At 60.7% G+C, this 17,097-nt stretch carries 16 protein-coding genes; 4 read left to right on the top strand and 12 right to left on the bottom strand.

Annotated elements, in window-relative coordinates:
- Positions 1–277: 277 nt before the first annotated feature.
- Positions 278–1,264: an MDR family oxidoreductase gene (locus tag B9Z45_RS04405; protein ID WP_108406007.1), complete on the bottom strand. Its 987-nt coding sequence runs from the start codon at positions 1,262–1,264 to the stop codon at positions 278–280.
- A gap of 76 nt (positions 1,265–1,340) precedes the next feature.
- Complete coding sequence (locus B9Z45_RS04400) at positions 1,341–2,243, bottom strand: DMT family transporter (protein ID WP_108406026.1); 903 nt, start codon at positions 2,241–2,243, stop codon at positions 1,341–1,343.
- A 128-nt stretch (positions 2,244–2,371) separates the two neighbouring features.
- On the opposite strand from B9Z45_RS04400, the gene B9Z45_RS04395 reads away from it, so the two are divergent.
- On the top strand, positions 2,372–3,985 hold the full coding sequence (locus B9Z45_RS04395) for an alkaline phosphatase (RefSeq protein ID WP_108406006.1): 1,614 nt from the start codon (positions 2,372–2,374) through the stop codon (positions 3,983–3,985).
- Positions 3,986–4,091: 106 nt separating this feature from the next.
- The gene (locus B9Z45_RS04390) at positions 4,092–4,715 is read left to right on the top strand and encodes a TetR/AcrR family transcriptional regulator (RefSeq protein ID WP_108406005.1); all 624 of its coding nucleotides are present in this window, start codon (positions 4,092–4,094) and stop codon (positions 4,713–4,715) included.
- Between the two features lie 10 nt (positions 4,716–4,725).
- Here B9Z45_RS04390 and B9Z45_RS04385 read toward each other — a convergent pair whose 3' ends face one another.
- The 3 genes from B9Z45_RS04385 to B9Z45_RS04375 all read right to left on the bottom strand — a co-directional run bounded on the left by B9Z45_RS04385 (position 4,726) and on the right by B9Z45_RS04375 (position 7,118).
- A complete protein-coding gene (locus B9Z45_RS04385) occupies positions 4,726–5,148 on the bottom strand; it encodes a universal stress protein (protein WP_108406004.1) in 423 nt (140 codons plus the stop codon).
- Positions 5,149–5,283: 135 nt separating this feature from the next.
- Positions 5,284–6,144 (bottom strand): metallophosphoesterase, encoded by an 861-nt coding sequence (locus B9Z45_RS04380; protein WP_108406003.1) that lies wholly within the window; start codon positions 6,142–6,144, stop codon positions 5,284–5,286.
- The gene (locus B9Z45_RS04375) at positions 6,141–7,118 is read right to left on the bottom strand and encodes a LysR family transcriptional regulator (protein ID WP_199221845.1); all 978 of its coding nucleotides are present in this window, start codon (positions 7,116–7,118) and stop codon (positions 6,141–6,143) included. Before B9Z45_RS04375 ends, B9Z45_RS04380 begins: the two co-directional genes overlap by 4 nt.
- Positions 7,119–7,264: 146 nt before the next feature.
- Between B9Z45_RS04375 and B9Z45_RS04370 the strand changes: the two genes are divergently transcribed.
- Positions 7,265–7,738 carry a hypothetical protein gene (locus B9Z45_RS04370; RefSeq protein ID WP_146180875.1) on the top strand — a complete coding sequence of 158 codons (474 nt, stop codon included), beginning with the start codon at positions 7,265–7,267 and terminating at the stop codon, positions 7,736–7,738.
- A gap of 92 nt (positions 7,739–7,830) precedes the next feature.
- Here B9Z45_RS04370 and B9Z45_RS04365 read toward each other — a convergent pair whose 3' ends face one another.
- The 6 genes from B9Z45_RS04365 to B9Z45_RS04340 all read right to left on the bottom strand — a co-directional run bounded on the left by B9Z45_RS04365 (position 7,831) and on the right by B9Z45_RS04340 (position 12,841).
- Positions 7,831–8,745, bottom strand: coding sequence for a DMT family transporter (locus B9Z45_RS04365; protein WP_108406001.1), 915 nt, complete (start codon positions 8,743–8,745; stop codon positions 7,831–7,833).
- A gap of 48 nt (positions 8,746–8,793) precedes the next feature.
- Complete coding sequence (locus tag B9Z45_RS04360; RefSeq protein WP_146180874.1) at positions 8,794–9,120, bottom strand: hypothetical protein; 327 nt, start codon at positions 9,118–9,120, stop codon at positions 8,794–8,796.
- A gap of 131 nt (positions 9,121–9,251) precedes the next feature.
- A complete protein-coding gene (locus B9Z45_RS04355; RefSeq protein WP_199221844.1) occupies positions 9,252–9,743 on the bottom strand; it encodes an OmpA family protein in 492 nt (163 codons plus the stop codon).
- Positions 9,740–11,551: a caspase family protein gene (locus B9Z45_RS17575; protein WP_108405999.1), complete on the bottom strand. Its 1,812-nt coding sequence runs from the start codon at positions 11,549–11,551 to the stop codon at positions 9,740–9,742. The genes B9Z45_RS04355 and B9Z45_RS17575 overlap by 4 nt, the downstream gene beginning before the upstream one ends.
- A gap of 28 nt (positions 11,552–11,579) precedes the next feature.
- The gene (locus B9Z45_RS04345) at positions 11,580–12,410 is read right to left on the bottom strand and encodes a hypothetical protein (RefSeq protein WP_108405998.1); all 831 of its coding nucleotides are present in this window, start codon (positions 12,408–12,410) and stop codon (positions 11,580–11,582) included.
- Positions 12,407–12,841, bottom strand: a complete 435-nt coding sequence (locus tag B9Z45_RS04340; protein ID WP_146180873.1) for a hypothetical protein — start codon at positions 12,839–12,841, stop codon at positions 12,407–12,409. Before B9Z45_RS04340 ends, B9Z45_RS04345 begins: the two co-directional genes overlap by 4 nt.
- A gap of 128 nt (positions 12,842–12,969) precedes the next feature.
- Between B9Z45_RS04340 and B9Z45_RS04335 the strand changes: the two genes are divergently transcribed.
- Positions 12,970–14,898: a caspase family protein gene (locus B9Z45_RS04335; protein ID WP_108405996.1), complete on the top strand. Its 1,929-nt coding sequence runs from the start codon at positions 12,970–12,972 to the stop codon at positions 14,896–14,898.
- A gap of 91 nt (positions 14,899–14,989) precedes the next feature.
- Here the strand turns inward: B9Z45_RS04335 and B9Z45_RS04330 are convergent, their stop codons facing one another.
- Positions 14,990–16,885 (bottom strand): phosphoenolpyruvate carboxykinase (GTP), encoded by a 1,896-nt coding sequence (locus B9Z45_RS04330; RefSeq protein ID WP_108405995.1) that lies wholly within the window; start codon positions 16,883–16,885, stop codon positions 14,990–14,992.
- Positions 16,886–17,097: the final 212 nt, after the last annotated feature.

The raw sequence follows: 17,097 nt of genomic DNA, 5'->3' as shown, positions 1-17,097 counted from the left end.
GCTGGTAGGAATCGTCCAAATGACGCATCGTGAAAAGGCTCTCGGTGAAGGTGTCAGCGCCGCGCATCATGTGTCCGTGTAGTTGCTCAACAATTAACGTTTCTCAGGGGCTCGGCGTGGACCTAAACATGGGAGTATTTCAGCAGCCTGCTAGACCACATATCCTGTTTGCAACCCTGTTTGTGCTCGTACGCGGCGCAGATCGTCCAGGTTGCCGTCCTTGCCTTGCCGCTCCCCGCCCAGCTCTGTAACCAGGCACCGCCCTGTTCCAAGCGCGTCAGCGGTTCACGTCCACCACCACCCGCCCCCGCACCTGTCCCGCCAAAATCTGTGCGCCCAAGTCAATGGCCTCGGCCAGACCCACTTCGCGGGTCATGCGCTCCAGTTGGGCTGTGTCCAGGTCTTGCGCCAAACGTGCCCAGGCGGCTTCGCGCACGGCACGCGGGGCCATGACGCTGTCGATGCCGGCCAGCGTCACGCCACGCAAGATGAAAGGGGCGACCGAGCTGGGAAAGTCCATGCCCTGGGCCAAGCCGCAGGCGGTGACCACGCCGCCGTATTTCGTGCTGGCGCAGGCATTGGCCAAGGTGTGGCTGCCCACGGTGTCGACCACGCCGCCCCAGCGCTCTTTGGCGAGTGGTTTGCCAGGGGCAGACAGTTCGGCCCGGTCGATGATGTCGGCCGCACCCAGCTGGCGCAGGTAGTCGGCCTCTTGTGGGCGGCCGGTGCTCGCCACCACGCTGAAACCCAGTTTGGCCAGCAGGGCGATCGCCACGCTGCCCACGCCGCCACCGGCGCCGGTCACCAAAATGGGGCCACTGGCTGGCGTGACGCCGTGCTTTTGCAGCGCCATCACGCACAGCATGGCGGTGTAGCCGGCGGTGCCAATGGCCATGGCTTGCCGTGGCGTGAAGGCAGGTGGCAGCTTGACCAGCCAGTCGCCCTTCAGGCGCGCCTTTTGCGCGAGGCCGCCACTGTGGCTTTCGCCCACACCCCAACCGTTCAGCACCACCAGGTCACCGGCTTTGAACAACGGGTGCTGGCTTTCGGTCACGGTGCCGGCCAGGTCAATGCCGGGTGTGAGTGGAAACTTCCGCACCACGGGCGATTTGCCGGTGATGGCCAAACCGTCTTTGTAGTTGACGGTGGAATACGCCACTTGCACCGTGACATCGCCCTCGGGCAAAGCGCTGTCATCCAGCGTTTGCAGGGTGCAGCGGTAACCGGCGTCGTCTTTGTTGATTTGCAGGGCTTGGTAGGTCATGGGATTCCTTCTTGGGGGGGCGGGGGCAATGCAGGTGTCTAAAAACGGGTGGCGATGGCGTGAGCGTTTGCCGCTTTCAAAGCGCTTGTGTGGGCTTGCGGTTGACCAGCACAATGCCAATCACCACCAGGCCCAACGCGGCCAGCAGGGTGGGCGAGGCGGCTTCGCCCAGCATCAAGGTGCCAAACAGCAGCGCAAACAGCGGGGTCAAAAATACGAACACCGAAATCTTGGTGGCCGGGTAGCGCCCCAGCATCCACATCCAGGCCAGGTAGCTGGCAAATGCGCCCACCACGGTTTGCGCCAGCACCGAGCCCCAGGCCATGGGGCTCCAGTCGAATGACCAGCTTTCGCCCAATGCGAACGAAAGCCAGGGCAGCGTCAACGCCGTGGTGCCGATTTGGTAAAACAACAATTTTTCAGGGCTCACACGGGTGAGGTTGTTGGCCCGAATGCACACGGTGGTCAGGCCCCACAACGCACCGGCGGCCAAACCCAGCAGGTCGCCCGTCAAGCCTTCGCCGGTGTGGGCGCCCATGCCCTCGCGCATGGCAAAGGCCACGGCCACAAAAGCGCAAGCCAGACCCAGCCACTGCATGGGGCTAAGGCGTTCGGATTTAACAAACAGGGGCACCAGCGCCGCCACCCAGAATGGCGCGGTGTACAAAAACACCGTCAGGCGTGACGCCGAGGTGTGCAGCAAACCCAGATAGATGCAGGCAAATTCGGCCGCAAACAGCCCGCCCGCCAGCAGCCCTGCCCAATGGCTGCCGTCGCGCTCAAACAAGCGCACACCGCGCACGCGGCACCAGATCAACAACAGCACACTGGCACCGATGCAGCGCAGGCTGGCCTGAAACAGTGGCGCCACCTCCAACACAATGGCCTTGACCAGCACTTGTTGCAAGCCCCAAAACATGCAGCAAACCAGCAGCATGCCCACGGCCAAACCGTCCAAATTGTCTTTGCGCAAATTCATGTCGGCCATTGTGCCGTGCCCGGGGGCCTTGGCCTGTCTCCTGAGGTCGGTGGGCCAGGCGGGCGGGTAACATGCCCAAAACGGCACTTTGTCACGCCCTTGACGCGTCTTTGCCGCACAGTTGCCCCATGAAAAAATTTGAGAACCCAGCGACCAATGACCTGCGGCCAGGGCTGTCCCGGCGCGCGTGGCACCGCATGGCCCTGGCTGTGGCCATGGTGCCCTGGCTTTCGCCTGCTGCACAGGCGCAGGCACTGACGCGCGCAGCGGGCGCGGCCGAAGGCCCGCGCTGGCAAGTGGACCCCTTCAGCCTGGGCGTGGCCAGTGGACACCCTCAACCTGGCAGTGTGGTGCTGTGGACGCGCCTGCGCATTACCGACGCCGATGCCGCCATCAAGGCACAGCCCGTGGTCGTGGTGTGCGAGGTGTTTGCCGATGCGGCCTTGCGCCAGCCCGTGCGCCAGTGGCGCGTGCAGACCGATGCAGCCCGCGCCCACAGCGTGCATGTGGTGGCGAATGGCTTGCAGCCCGGGCGCCCTTATTGGTACCGTTTTGTGTGCGGCTCTGCCAGCAGCCCGGTGGGCCGTGCGCGCACCAGTCCGGGCACCGATGACCCGGTGGATCGCTTGCGCATCGCCCTCGCTTCTTGCCAGCATTACGAGCAAGGCCACTTTGCCGCGCACCGCGAAATGGCCAGCCGCGAGCTGGACCTGGTGCTGTTTGTCGGGGACTACATTTACGAAAGTTCCAACCCGCAATACATGCTGCGCAAGCACCTGGGCGGCGTGCCCAAGCTGCTGGACGAATACCGCGACCGGCATGCGCAATACAAAACCGATGCCGATCTGCAGGCCTGCCATGCGGCGCACACCTGGGTCATGACCTGGGACGACCACGAGGTGGTGAACGATTACGCCAACGATCTGGACCGCACTTACACCGATCCGCAGGTATTTTTGAGACGCCGCGCTGCGGCTTATCAGGCCTATTTCGAGCACATGCCGGTGCGTTTGGGGCCTGACCCTGTCAACACCAGCCAGATGCGCATTCATGACCGCATGGCCTGGGGGCGGCTGGCCGACCTCTGGACGCTTGACTGCCGCCAATACCGTGACCACCAGGCGTGCCTGGACCCGATGCGCGGTGGCGGGCGCGTCGTGGTGGGCTGCGACGCCTTGGCCGAACCATCGCGCAGCATGCTGGGCATGGCGCAAGAGCAGTGGTTTTCTGAGGGGCTGACAGGCAGCACCAAGCGCTGGAAGCTGGTGGCACAGTCCACCCAGATGAGTTCGAGTGGCGTCAACACGCCCCTGGGCCGCAGCGCTTTTACCGACGGCTGGGATGGTTATCCGCAAGCCCGCGCCAGACTTTTGGGGACGGTGGCCCAAGCCGGGGTGCAAAACGTGGTGTTGCTGGGCGGTGATGTGCACATGAACGTGGCCGCTCAGTTGCGCGTGCAGCCCAACGACGAGCGCTCGCCCGTTGCGGCCAGTGAGTTGGTGACCACCTCGGTCACGTCACGCGGTTTGTCGGAGAAACTGCTGGCCCAAATCCGCGACAGCAACCCGGACATCCTGCACGCGCGCTCCGATGAACGCGGCTACACCTTGCTGGAGGTCAGACCCGAGGGCATCCGTGCCGAATTCCGGACCACCCCCAACCCGGCGCAGGCCGATGGGGTGTTCAAGACCCAAGCGCAGTGGGCCATTCGATCGGGCGTGGCAGGTTTGCAAAAGGCCTGACGCGCAGGGTGCGAGCCAAAACAAGCGTTGCTGGTGCTTTTCAAAGTCATCGAAACTGGGCGTGACTGAGTGGTTTTTTTTTGGTCGGCCAGACTAGAATCCAGACATGAACACCACCGCACAGAAGCCGCCTAAAAAGTCTTTCAAGATTCAAATGCTGGCCGCCAGAGAGATGGCGATCATTCAATCGGTGAACCGATTGCTGGCTGAAAAGGGTTTTGACGCCATGACTGTGGACGAGGTGGCCGCCGAAGTGGGCATCGCCAAGGCCAGCCTTTACAAGCATTTCACGAGCAAAGAAGAGCTGGCTTGTGCGGCCATGGTTGCTGCCATGGGCAAAGCACAAGCGTTCATCCAGTCTGTGCCTGCCGATCTGGCGGCACTGGACAAACTCAAGGCCGTTACCCGTTGGACCATGAGCCTCAAGCTCCAGGGCCTGATGCCCTCTTTGCCGAGCCAGAACTCCAGCTTGCGCGCGACCTTGATGGCCAGCAAGGACTACATGGACGGGTTGATGCAGGTCAGTGACGCATTGGGTGCCTGGATCGAAGAGGCCCAGGCCCAGGGGCGACTCAACCCGTCACTGCCAGCCGTGGCGGTGCTCTACACCTTGTTTGCCCGCGCTTGCGATCCGGTGCTGGAGTTCCTGAAAATGGGCGAGCAACACACCGAAACTCAGATCCTCGACATGGTGATGAGCACCTGCTTTGACGGTCTGAGCGCGCGCTGACCCAGCCTTTTCAGCGGACCAGCAACACCGGCACTTTGCAGTGCGCAAGCACCTGGGTGGCGACCGAGCCCATGACCAGGTTGCCCAGGGTGCCGTGGCCGTGCGAGCCCATCACCACCAGGTCAAATTTGCCGCTGTCGGCGGTTTTCGAGATGAGCTCGCCTGCATGGCCGACCTTGGTGATGGTTTTGGCATCGATGCCGTGTCGCAACAGGAATTTGGTGACTGGGCCGAGTATTTTTTCAGCTTCGTCGCGGTGGTAGGCGTCGACCATTTCCTTGCCCACAGCGGCGCGTGCACGGGGGGGCAACTGGGCTTGCACGGTCACCAGGGTGTAGCTGTTGCTGGCGCTGAAGAGTTCATCGTGCGTGGTCAGGTAGGCCAGCATTTTTTTGGTGTATTCACTGCCATCAACGGCCAATAAGATTTTCATCAGGGTCTCCTGTTGTGGATCAAACAAGCCCTGACGTTAAACCTGGCTTGCGTGATCTGCCTTGACTTAGGTCATAAAACCCGATGCCATTCACCCGAGGGTGACAAGGCTGTTGTGACCCGCGCACCCTGCCCCTCAGACCTCCAGAACCAGCTGGCTTTGAAAGTGCAATTGTTCGTTTTTGCGGGCGTAGCCCATCGGGTTGGCCACCACGCGGCAACCCTGCAGGGCGTAGTCGCTTGGGCAATGCAGATGGCCATGCAGCCAGAGCTGCGCGTGAGGCAACAAGTCATCGAGCGCGTTGCAAAAGCCTGCCGTGCCGGGCACATGGCCATAGCGGGGATCGGCGCTGTGCAAGCTGGGGGCAAAGTGGGTGACCACCACCGTGGTGCCGTCAAACGGGGTGTTCAGCACATCGCCAAGCCAGTCCTGACAGAGCAGCGCTTGTTCACGCATGCCTTGCGCCAGCCAGGCTTGTCCCTCGCGGGTGGTGGCGGTTTTGCGCAGGTAATAGTTGGCGGCGCGAAACGCTTTTTCGCGGGCCTTGAGCTGGCGGGTGTATTGGCTGTTGGGGTGGCTGTAATGTGCGGGCAATTTGTCGGGCAGGGCTTTGCCAGCCAGCGGGCCCAGCGCGTCAAAGTCTGTCCACAGCGTGGTGCCCACAAAGCGCACGCCATTCAGCTGCAGCACTTCGCGCTCCAGCCAGGTGATGCCCAGCCGCGCACAGGTTTCTTGCAAACGGGTGTGGGCTTCGTCTAAGTCCAGGCCATCGTATTCGTGGTTGCCGGGCACAAACAGCACGGGCGTGGGCCAGCCGTGCAGCGGAGAAAAGCGGGCCAGTCCGAAGTCGCCATCGCCCGCTGCCTCAAGGGCCGAGCCGGTTTGGTACGAACCAATGTCGCCCGCCAGCACCAGCACATCGGCGCCTGGTGCGGGGCTGGGCATGAAGTCGGGGTGGGACTCCAAGTGCAGGTCCGAGAGCAGTTGAATTTTCATGGCGCGCCTTCCACGGCAAAAGCAGCTTGCGCCACCTGCAGCAGTTGTTCGCGCAGCCATTGGTGTGCGCTGTCGTGCTGCAGCCGCCGATGCCACAAAGCCTCCACATGGACAGGTGGCACATTCAGTGGCAACTCACGCAAAATGAGTTGATCGCCCATGCCCGTGGTGGGCACAAAGTGACGCGGTAAAACGGTGAGCAAGTCGGAATTGACCACCACTTGCCCAGCAGTGAAAAACTGGTTCACGGTCAAAACAATCCGCCGTTGTCGCCCGTGTGTGGCCAGCGCTTCGTCAACAAAGCCGTAGGGGCGTCCGGAAAAGCTCACCAGCAGATGGCGGGCTGCGCAATAGGCATCCAGCGTCATGGGCTGGTTGGCCAATGGATGGCCCTGTCGCATCACACACACGTATTCACCCGCATACAGGCGCTGGTGTTCAAAAGACACGGCTTCGCCGGCCTGCGCATGCCCGGTCAAATCCGTCAACACGGCGGGAAAGTAGCCTAGCGCGATGTCGGCCGCGCCATCGCTCAGCAGGGCGCGCGGATCGCGCGTGGTCAGCGGCACCACGCGCAGCGAAACACCGGGCGCTTGGGTTTGCAGCCGCTGGGCCAGCCCGCCCATCAACTCGGCGGCCGTGGCATCGGCCATGGTCAAGATGAAGGTGCTGCTGGCCTCCTTCGGCACAAACAGGCTGGGCACGATGGCTTCTTGCAGCTGGCGCAGCGCTTCACGCACGCTTGGCCACAGGGCCAGTGCCCGTGGCGTGGGCTCGATGCCATGCCCGTGGCGGCGCACCAGCTCGTCGTCCAGCGCATCGCGCAGGCGACGCAATGCGTTGCTCACGGCCGGCTGAGTCAGTGACAGGTTGCGGGCAGCACGCGTCAGGCTGCGCTCGGCCATGACTTCGTCAAACACCCGGAGCAAATTCAGGTCCAGCTTGCGAAAAGAGGCAGGGATGGATAGGTTCATACAAACACCCGTTATGTATCATCATTATGAATGAATAACATCATGAATATAAACTTGAACAATATGCGTGAAAACCCTAGTATAGAGGTGTGGTTTTGATGATTTGGATTGCCAAGGCATACAAAATCGAACGAAGGGAACTAAAAATGAACACGACCACTGAAAAATCTGTTTTGGGCCAAATGCCCTCGGTGCCAGCCATCAGCGCCACCTCAACCACATCCACTCAAAACCTGGCGCTCTGGTTGTTGGCAGCCGGTGTGGCGGCCCTGGTTGTTTTGGTCGACCACATGATCGATGGCTGGGCGGACACCCATGTGCTGGCTTCTTGGTTGGCGCTTTGGGTGGTGGCTGTGCTGGCCATCTTGGCGCTGCGCGGCGTGACCCGCATGTTGGCGCAAGGGGTGATCACCGGGCTGGACAACTGGTCTGCCGGTGTGGCCCGTCGCCGGGCGGACGAGCGCTTGTGGGCGATGGCCCAAACCGACACCCGCATGATGCGTGACCTGCAAACCGCGATGGACCGCGCCGAAGACACCAGCAGCCCTGCGGCCGACCTCACGACCTTGATGAGCCGGCGCGCTGCCCGCATCCTCAAAAACCGCATGCATTACATCTGAGCCTGCAGACGGGGCGCCAGAGGCGTTCGTTGCGTGCAAGGCCTCCTTCGGGGGGCCTTTTGCCTGGGATTGGGCAGACTCAGGCAGGGTTTTCAGGGCTCAGCCGTTTCAGGCGCTTTGCGAGAGGCCAGATAAATGCCCGGCAAGATCAGTGCGGCACCCATGACATGGTGCCAGCCCAAAGATTCGCCCAGCACCGCCCAGGCGGCCAAGCCACCATACAAAGGCCCCAGATACAAGCTGGCCGCCACGCGGCTGGCGCCCAGCACCTTCTGGCAAAAGCCATAGGCCCAGTAAGCGCCAATGCCAGGCACCAGGCCTGCGAGCACCACCAGCCAAATGGCCTGGGCACTCCAAGGCGGGGTGGAGGCCAGCTGCCACTCCCACAGCGCAAACGGCAAAAGCACCAGCACGCCGCCCATGCAAATGGCCGCCAGTCGCGCTGTCGCGCCCAGCGGGGCGTGCCATTTTTTTTGCAGCAAGGCAAACCCCGCCCAAGCGACGATGGCCAACACCATCCAGCCGTCGCCTGCGACCCATTGCACTTGGGCCAAAGCCCCCCATTGCCCTTTGACCACCACATGAAAAACCCCCGACAGGGCCAACAACACGCCCAGACCCTGTCGCCACGAAAACCGCTCGCCCAGCCAAATCACCGCGCCCAAGGCAATCAACACCGGCGAAGCGGCATAAATCAGAGAGATGTTCATGGCGGTGGTGGTCTGCGCCCCTTTGTAGACCCATGCACCACAGACCAGCATGCCCAATGCGCCCAGCACGAGGTATTGCCAGGCGGCGCGCCAGGTGCTGCGCCGCTCACGCCAAAGCTCGCTGCGTGCGATGACGCTCAGGATCAAGCCTGCCAAAGCCCAGCGACCCAGCGCCAGCATGTGGGGTTCGATCACCCCGGGCGCGGTGCGTGCCACGATGTAATTGACGGACCAAAGAGCGGGTGTGATCCAGAGGAGCCACAGGGCAAGGCGTTCACGCGAATCAAAAATTTTCAAATCAGAACCTGTTGGTGGCGTGTCATGAACGTGAGGCGCTTGGAGACATCACTTGATGTCGAAATCAACAGACTTCATGCCTTGACGGCCTTGCTGGTCTTCAATGCTCAGCAACAGCCGATGTGTGCCTTTGGGCAGGCTGGCTTCCTTGACGCTGATCCCCTCGGCCGTTATTTTGGCGGCGTTGACCAGGCGTTGGGTGATGTCGATGCGCAAGCGCCCATACAAGACCTTGAAGGTCTCGGGTCGGACCAGGCTGGAAGCCGCAGGCACAAACGTCAATTGAATCGCTGTTGGAGACGCCACGGGTCCGTCCAGTCGGGGAAGGACAATCTCGATCTGGGGTGCACCGGGTACAGCGACGGCTTTTGTCATCAGAGGTTCTGCGGCAGCCAAAGAGGCTCTCATCTCTTGCGCTGAGACCAGCTCAAACGCCCAAGAATTGGCGGCTAAAACGCACAAGCTCATGGCCCACAAAGGCACTTTGAACCATGAAGGCAGGCCCATCATGGGACCAGGCTGATCCGCACACGCCGGTTTTCACTGGCCAATGGCTTTTCAGGCATGAGCAACTCACTGGCGCCTTTGCCTTCGGATTGCAAGCGCTCTGCAGTGACGTTTTGACCGACCAAATAAGCTTGGACAGCAGAAGCCCGGCGCGTGGACAGCGCCTGGTTGTAATCGCTCTTGCCTTTGGCATCGGTGTGACCTTCGACTTTGAACTTCAGGGCGCCCAGGCGCTCGCTGTTCATGGCCAGTGCCAAGTTGTCTAGCAGGGGTTTGCTGCTGGCTTGCAGGCGGTCCGAGTCAAAGTCAAAGTTGATGGACAAGTCCACATTGACCGGCTTGGGCACCAGGTTGCGCAGACTGCGGGTCGTGGGCGGGGCCGGCGGGGTGAGCTTTTCGATCAGGTCTTCTTTGGAGGCTTGTTGCACCAGTTGCGCCGATGCTGATACACCCGCCAAGATGAATGCCAGGGAAAGGGCCAAGCGCTTCATAGAACCTCTTTCAGGGTCAGGAGCTTGGCGCCGAAGCGTTCAGAGCCCTCCCCTTCTTTGTTGTGAACAAGAAAATTGATCAATGCGGCGCGACCGCCAATTTCATTGAGCGCGTAAGTGAACGGGTTGGTCGCACTGGGCGCGGTCATGACCAAGCGATCAATCTGGCGCGGGCTGGATGCCACCATCACCAACAGGTGGTCAATGCCGGGTGGCCCAGCGGCCTCAAGTTGCCAGTCGGGGCGAGGCAGTTTGCGGGTTTGGCCCGCTTTGATGCGGTTGTCTTTGTCCAGCCCGTTGGGGTAAAGCACATAAAAGCTTTTGCGGTCACTGCCCAACAAGACCAGATAAATATACCCGTCGTGGCTGGACTGAATGCTCAAGTCCAGTGCGTCTTTGCCAATTTTCAGCACGGGCTTGCTGAGCTTCACATCCAGCACGATGCGCGGATCGCGTTGCTGAACGATGTCTGTCAATGTGGCCAATGAGGCCAGCATGGGTTCTGGCGTGGCAATCGCTGGTGTTGGCGCTGGTGTGGGTGGGGCGGCGATGACGGGTGCGGGTATTGGGGTGGCTACTGCCTGCGCCATGGGCTGTGCAGGTGCAGGTGCTGGCTGCGCCACCATCACCACCGGGGCAGCGGGTGGCTTGGTGGCCCCAGCGGGTGGCCGCGGTGCTGAGGGCGTTTGAGCCGGTGAAGTTGGTGCGGCGGGCGCGGCGGGCGCTGTGGCGGCCAATGCCGTGTTTTGTGCAACGCTTGCAGCAGCTGGTGGTTTGGCGGGTGGGGCTGGCGGAGCCAAGGGTGCCGGTAGGGTTGCAGCCGCAGTGACCGTTGCAGCTGGCGTCACCAAGACAGGGCTGGGGGCCACCGCTGCCACTGCCACTTGTGTCGACGTTGGGCGTTGTTGCGCCACCGGAATCAGGTTTCGATTGCCCGACACCGAAACATGGTGCGGCGTCAGGTCTTTGACGCCTTTGAGCCGTTGTTCAATGAAGGCCTGTGCGCATTGCTGGATCTCTGCCAGCGACACCGCGCCCGAGCCATCCGTATCAACCGCTTTGCCTAACAGGCAGTCACGCACACCCTGGGTGGCGAGCCCGCCTTTGCCGGGCTCGTCAAAGCTGACCTCGTCCGGGCGAGAAGAGGTGATTTGAACCACGTTTTCCTGCAAGGCCCCAAGGCGTGTGGCTTCGCCCAACAAACTGCGTGTCTTGAGGTTCGATGGTTGGCTGCAAGCATCGGCAGCGCTGCTGGCCTTGAAGCTGAATTTGGGTTTGAACTCTACGCCGCCGATCGAGCGTGTGCCTGCCTTGTTGGAGGAGACGCCGCCTGAGTGGCAGGCATCGATCATGGTGATGACCTTGTCTGCGCCGGCGGTGACTTTTTGTGTGGCTTGTGCCAGCTCGGCGTTGGTGATCGCCTGGCCATCGTGTGTCAGCAACCCCTCAACGCAGCCTTTGGCGGTCGGGTCCCAATAGCGGGTGCCATGCCCCGAAAAATAGATGAAGCTGCGGCCGCCCTCTTGAGTGCGCTCGCCCAGCTGCCTGATTTCCTTGAGGATGTTCTCTTTGGTGGCGTCCTGGTCCCGCATCATGCGAATCTGGTTGCCAGGAATGCCCATTGCCATGGCAATCCGTTTGGCGCTCTCCATGTCATGCGGCACACCCTCGAGCGTGGCGGCGCCGGTGTTGGGGCCGTATTGGCTCAAGCCGATGACCAGGGCAGATCGCAAAGCGGGTGTTTGCGCGTGTGCTGGCCAGGCCATGAGCAGTGTCAGCGCCAAAAAAACGGAGGCATTTTTTTTCATGCGGGCCAAACCATTCCAGTGAATCGGCTCAAGGGCTCGTGAAAGCCTTGAGTCCAGAGTACAGCGCAACCCCAGCGGAGACCAAAGGCGCTGTGGCGGTGATCAGGCTTTGAACCTGGTTGGAGATTTCCGTGATCTTGAATTGCCCGGCTTCATCACGTGACAGCAAGACCCGCAAGCTGATCTTGTTGCGTTGTTGCTGTGTCCAACGCACCATCAGTCGGTGGGTTAAATAACCTGTGAAAAATGACAGGCCAATGGCTGCCGTGTATTCAAAGACTTCTCGCCAGTCTCTGGGGTTGTTGGGCCACAGGGGCACCGCATCAATGTGGGCCGTGATGGCCAGCATCAGGCCCACCGACAAAGCAGAGACCAACAACGCGGCCAGCAGCTGTGCCAACCATCCCAAACCACTGCGGCGAGCACACAGATAACTCGTCAAGGCAGGCAGTGTGATGGTCAACAGCCTCAAAAACAAGGGCGGTGTGTCGTAGACAAAAAGCAAAACCCAGTGGCAAAGACCGATAGAGGCAATGGTCAGCAGCACCGTGCCAAAAAGTGTGAACCAGGACTTCAGGGCTGTAGCCGTTGCTGAAGCGGCCGCAGGCGCTGGTGACGCCTCCTGCATTTCCGCATAAGACTGAGCAGCTTCCTCGATGATCTGCGACTGTCGCTGGTTCAGCGTCAGCGCTTGCTGCTGCACCATCCCCTTGAGTTGCTCAACCTCCTCGGCCAAGGTTTGCAAACGAAGGGCCAGGGGTTTGAACAAGACCAGATCCCGGGTGCAGTGGCTGCACACCGATGCCTGAACAGGAACGTCGCCCCAGCAGTAGGGGCAGTTGAAGGTGGCGAGGCTCACTTGGCGTTCAAGTGAATGATGGTGTGGGCTTCACGGCCCTCGGTATCGCGCACGGAAACCCGGATCGGGTGGGTGCCCGTGGGGATGCTGACCTGGGGCAGTTCAAGCTGGTTGCCGTTCAAGCCGGGTTTGAACCGTGATGTCAGGTCGACGAGCGGCTGCTTCAAGTATTCAAACTTGATGGACCCTGCATCGATTTTTGCGCCGCCGCGGGGCTCGAAAGCCAGCTTGAATGCAAAAGCTTTGCCCGCCACTTCGGTGGGAGACAGCAAGCTGATGCCGGGTCCCCGCGTGATGGCCCGGGTGGATGGAACTTGCAGGTTGGGCGTTTGCGCCTCTGCCTCTGTGATCAGCTTGGTTTGGGCACTGGCCAACCATGGCAGGCTGCTCATTGCCAGAGCGATGACTGTGGTCGATAAAAATGAGTGCATGGTGGACGGTTCCCGCCAGAGTTTGGTGATGCTGGGCCATCAGTGTAACAATTGGTAAGCGTGAGCGAGGCGGGTTTGAGTCTCGTGTGAAAGACCATTGCGCCCGGAGAGACTTCAGGAATAACAACATGACACCTACTGCAAGCCCAATTACACCCAACTGCATCACACGGGGTTTGATGTTCAAGATGATGCTGGCCGCTTGCCTTGGGCTGATGGCTTGCCTGGCTGTTCCTGTCCAAGCCCAACCTGTCAAGGATGCGGTGTACAAGGATTTCTTGCCCTTGGGGTCTGGCACCAGTGTGGCTTTGCCGGAAGGCGCTTGGCAAGCGACGCAGATCAGCACACTGACCTATCCTGGCGCTGCTTGGGAGGTCTACACCCTTAAAAACCAGGAGCCTGAGGCCAAGGTGCCTTTCCTGGTGGTGCGTCAGACCACGACGGCGGGTCGATGGGGCAACACGGGCTGTTTGTCCAACAACGCAAACCAGTTCATGGTCAATGAGCACGGCACCCGCATCAGTGAAACTTTGAACAAATGTTCACGCATGTTTGCCATCGGTAATTTTGACACTTGGAGAGCGCTGGCATGGGCCAATCCGAGAGACAAACAATGGTGGTCCGATGCGGCGCAAGGCCTTGCGGACGCTGAGGGGGTCAAAAGGGCCAGTATTTTCCAGGTGGAGTTCACGGTTCAGCAGTTCAACGGTAAAAGCCTTCGCATGGATGCGTTTGTGCTGCCACCGAAAGGCATGACGGCCGGTAAATTCAGGGACGATTTCAGAGCGGGGCAAGTTTTGCCCGAGCACGAAATCCTGTCGGGTTGGGCCTCGATTTATATCGAGTCCATGCAACAAAGCTATTTCAACAAGAAGCCCCAACCCATCATGGCCCTGGCTTACCCGGTCAGCACCGTGGCCGAGGCGGCCGGACCCGCCAGGCTGGTTGCTACAGCGACACCAGCACCAGCACTCGCTTCAACAGCGCCTGTCGTGGTCGCGGCTGCGTCCAAGGTGGAACCTGCGGCAGCTAAACCCGCTCAGGCGTCTCCTTCCCCTGTGCCTGCCGCCGCGCCGGCGCCAGCACCTGTTGTGGCTGCGGCCAGAATTGAGCCCGCAGCAGCCAAGCCTGCGCCCGTGGTGGTGGCCGACAATTCGGCACAGCTCAGGATGGAGCAGGAACGCCGGGCCATGGACGAAGACAAACGCAAAATGGCCCAGCAACTGGAGGTCATGAGCCAGATGCTGGCCAAACTGCAACAGGAAAACGCTTTGGCCACCGCAACTGCCAAAGCCAAAGAAGCTGCTGCTGTAGCCGCCATACCACCGCCTGAGCCCAAGGAGCCGGTGACCTATGCCAACCGCAAGGCCTTGGTGATTGGCAACGACCTTTACACCCATGTGCCCAAGCTCAACAACGCCGGGGCCGATGCCGATGCCATGGCCAAGTCCTTGGAGGCGGTGGGTTACAAGGTTTTCAAACACCTGAACCTGAACGAAAAGAAGTTCAAGCAGGCGGTGCGGGACTTCCGCCAGAACTTGACTGGCGGAGACGAGGTGCTGTTCTTTTATGCAGGACACGGCGTGCAGCTGGGCAACGCCAACTATCTTTTGCCCATTGACGTGCAAGGTGACCAAGAGGACCAGGTCAAAGACGACGCCATCTTGCTGCAAAAAGTGCTCGATGACCTGGAAGAAAAAAAGACCAAGTTTGCACTGGCCGTGATCGACGCTTGCCGCGACAACCCCTTCAAGAGCAAAGGGCGCGCCATTGGTGGCCGTGGCCTGGCGCCCACATCGGCGGCCACGGGCCAGATGATCATGTTTTCGGCGGGCTCAGGCCAGCAAGCACTGGACCGCTTGGGAGACAACGACAAAGACAAAAACGGCTTGTTCACCCGAATTTTTATCAAGGAAATGACCAAGCCAGGCCTGTCTGTAGACCGTGTTTTGCGCAACGTTCGCACGGAGGTGGTTCGCCTGGCCCGTTCAGTGGGTCATGAGCAAACGCCGGCGCTTTACGACCAAGCCATTGGCGAGTTTTATTTCAAGCAGTGATTTGACGGGACCTGCGCCCCATCAAAAAAGCCGCCCCGGTGTGTGACCGGGGCGGCTTGAAGCTTTTGCACCCTGAGGGTGCCCAACCAGATTACTGAGCCGCCAAACGCGCTTGCAGCGCCGCCTTGGTGTCCAGCAGCGCCTTGGGCAAGTGGTACGCCAGCTGGCTGAAGTGTTCGTCGTGCAGCTTGAACTCGGCTTGCCATGCGGCTTGGTCGATGCTGGTGACAGACTTGAACTGCTCGGCGCTGAAGTCCAGGCCCGTCCAAGTGATTTCGGCGTATGTCGGCGCCACGCCGAAGAGGGTGTCAACGCCTGCGGCCGTGCCCTCAAGGCGGTCGATCATCCACTTGAGCACGCGCATGTTGTCGCCGTAACCAGGCCAGACAAAAGAGCCGTCTGCACCCTTGCGGAACCAGTTCACGCAGTACATGGCGGGCAGCTTGTGGCCTGCGGCCTGAGCCTTGGCGCCAGTGTCGAGCCAGTGCTGGAAGTAGTCGCTCATGTTGTAGCCGCAAAACGGCAGCATGGCAAAAGGGTCGCGGCGCACCACACCTTGTGCGCCAGAGGCGGCGGCGGTGGTCTCAGAGCCCATGGTTGCAGCCATGTACACGCCCTCGGTCCAGTTGCGCGCCTCGGTCACCAGGGGCACGGTGGTCGAGCGGCGGCCACCGAACATGAAGGCGTCGATCGGCACGCCTGCAGCGTCGTCCCATGCGGGGTCAAGGGCGGGGTTGTTGGTTGCAGCCACCGTAAAGCGTGCGTTGGGGTGGGCGGCCTTGGCGCCGGTTTCCTTGGCAATCTGGGGTGTCCAGTCCTTGCCTTGCCAGTCGATCAAATGGTCGGGCAACTTGCCGGTGTCCTTTTCCATGCCTTCCCACCACACGTCGCCGTCGTCGGTCAGGGCCACGTTGGTGAAGATCACGTCCTTGTGCAGGCTCAGCATGCAGTTGGGGTTGGTTTTCATGTTGGTGCCAGGGGCCACGCCAAAGTAACCGGCTTCGGGGTTGATGGCGTACATCTTGCCGTCGTCGTGCGGCTTGATCCAGGCGATGTCGTCACCGATGGTGGTGACTTTCCAGCCTTCAAAAGCTTTGGGGGGCACCAGCATCGAGAAGTTGGTCTTGCCGCAGGCACTGGGGAAAGCGGCGGCCACGTGGTACTTCTTGCCTTGGGGGTTGGTCACGCCCAGGATCAGCATGTGCTCGGCCAGCCAGCCTTGGCCACCGGAGGGGCCGTTGGCAGCTGCACGGCCCATGGTGGATGCGATCCGCAGCGCAAAACACTTTTTGCCCAGCAGCGCGTTGCCGCCATAGCCCGAACCGTAAGACCAGATCTCGCGGGTTTCAGGAAAGTGCACGATGTACTTGGTCGTGGGATTGCAAGGCCAGGAGGTGTTGTCTTTTTGGCCAGCAGCCAAAGGTGCGCCCACGGTGTGCATGCAGGGGACAAAGTCACCGTGTGTGCCCAACACGTCGTACACGGCCTGGCCCATGCGGGTCATGATCTTCTGGTTGACGACCACGTAGGCGCTGTCGGACAGCTCGATGCCGATGTGGCTGATGTGCGAACCCAGCGGACCCATCGAAAAAGGCACCACATACATCGTGCGCCCAGCCATGCAGCCGTCAAACAGCGGGTTCAATGTGGCGCGCATTTGCGCGGGTTCCATCCAGTTGTTGGTGGGGCCGGCATCTTCCTTTTTGGCCGAGCAGATGTAGGTGCGGTCTTCCACGCGGGCCACGTCGGACGGGTCAGAGCAGGCCAGGAACGAGTTGGCGCGTTTGGCGGGGTTCAGTTTTTTGAAGGTGCCTGCGGTCACCAATTCGGCGCACAAGCGGTCGTATTCAGCTTGGGAGCCATCACACCAATAAATGTCGGCGGGTTTGCACAGGGCGGCCATTTCGGCGACCCAGGCGATCAGCTTGGCGTTTTTGACGTAAGCAGGCGTGTTCAGGTTAAGGCCCTGCATCGCGGGTGAGTTCATGGGGGAGGCTCCAAGTTTAAAAATCGTCTTTTCAAAATCCCAAAGCAGGGGCTTTGAAAAAACGGTTCGGGGGCTGAGATACTGCAGGTTGGGGTCGTCAAAAAGGCCTGTTCGTAACCGCTTGGTAACCTGCGGGCCTTGATTTTAGGGAGGCTGCCCATTGCGCGCTTGTCAATTCGGCCCAAAATACCTTTTAATCTATGCAAAAAAAG

Origin of the sequence: Limnohabitans sp. 2KL-17 (assembly GCF_003063415.1) — a bacterium.
Lineage (GTDB): Bacteria > Pseudomonadota > Gammaproteobacteria > Burkholderiales > Burkholderiaceae_C > Limnohabitans_A.
Note: the sequence above shows the minus strand (reverse complement) of the source record. Positions and strands in the feature narration are given on the sequence as shown.

Coding starts and splice junctions, on each gene's coding strand:
- B9Z45_RS04405 (WP_108406007.1), bottom strand. CDS start 1,264: ATGACCTACCAAGCCCTGCAAATCAACAAAGACGACGCCGGTTACCGC.
- B9Z45_RS04400 (WP_108406026.1), bottom strand. CDS start 2,243: ATGAATTTGCGCAAAGACAATTTGGACGGTTTGGCCGTGGGCATGCTG.
- B9Z45_RS04395 (WP_108406006.1), top strand. CDS start 2,372: ATGAAAAAATTTGAGAACCCAGCGACCAATGACCTGCGGCCAGGGCTG.
- B9Z45_RS04390 (WP_108406005.1), top strand. CDS start 4,092: ATGAACACCACCGCACAGAAGCCGCCTAAAAAGTCTTTCAAGATTCAA.
- B9Z45_RS04385 (WP_108406004.1), bottom strand. CDS start 5,148: ATGAAAATCTTATTGGCCGTTGATGGCAGTGAATACACCAAAAAAATG.
- B9Z45_RS04380 (WP_108406003.1), bottom strand. CDS start 6,144: ATGAAAATTCAACTGCTCTCGGACCTGCACTTGGAGTCCCACCCCGAC.
- B9Z45_RS04375 (WP_199221845.1), bottom strand. CDS start 7,118: ATGAACCTATCCATCCCTGCCTCTTTTCGCAAGCTGGACCTGAATTTG.
- B9Z45_RS04370 (WP_146180875.1), top strand. CDS start 7,265: ATGAACACGACCACTGAAAAATCTGTTTTGGGCCAAATGCCCTCGGTG.
- B9Z45_RS04360 (WP_146180874.1), bottom strand. CDS start 9,120: ATGACAAAAGCCGTCGCTGTACCCGGTGCACCCCAGATCGAGATTGTC.
- B9Z45_RS04355 (WP_199221844.1), bottom strand. CDS start 9,743: ATGAAGCGCTTGGCCCTTTCCCTGGCATTCATCTTGGCGGGTGTATCA.
- B9Z45_RS17575 (WP_108405999.1), bottom strand. CDS start 11,551: ATGAAAAAAAATGCCTCCGTTTTTTTGGCGCTGACACTGCTCATGGCC.
- B9Z45_RS04340 (WP_146180873.1), bottom strand. CDS start 12,841: ATGCACTCATTTTTATCGACCACAGTCATCGCTCTGGCAATGAGCAGC.
- B9Z45_RS04335 (WP_108405996.1), top strand. CDS start 12,970: ATGACACCTACTGCAAGCCCAATTACACCCAACTGCATCACACGGGGT.
- B9Z45_RS04330 (WP_108405995.1), bottom strand. CDS start 16,885: ATGAACTCACCCGCGATGCAGGGCCTTAACCTGAACACGCCTGCTTAC.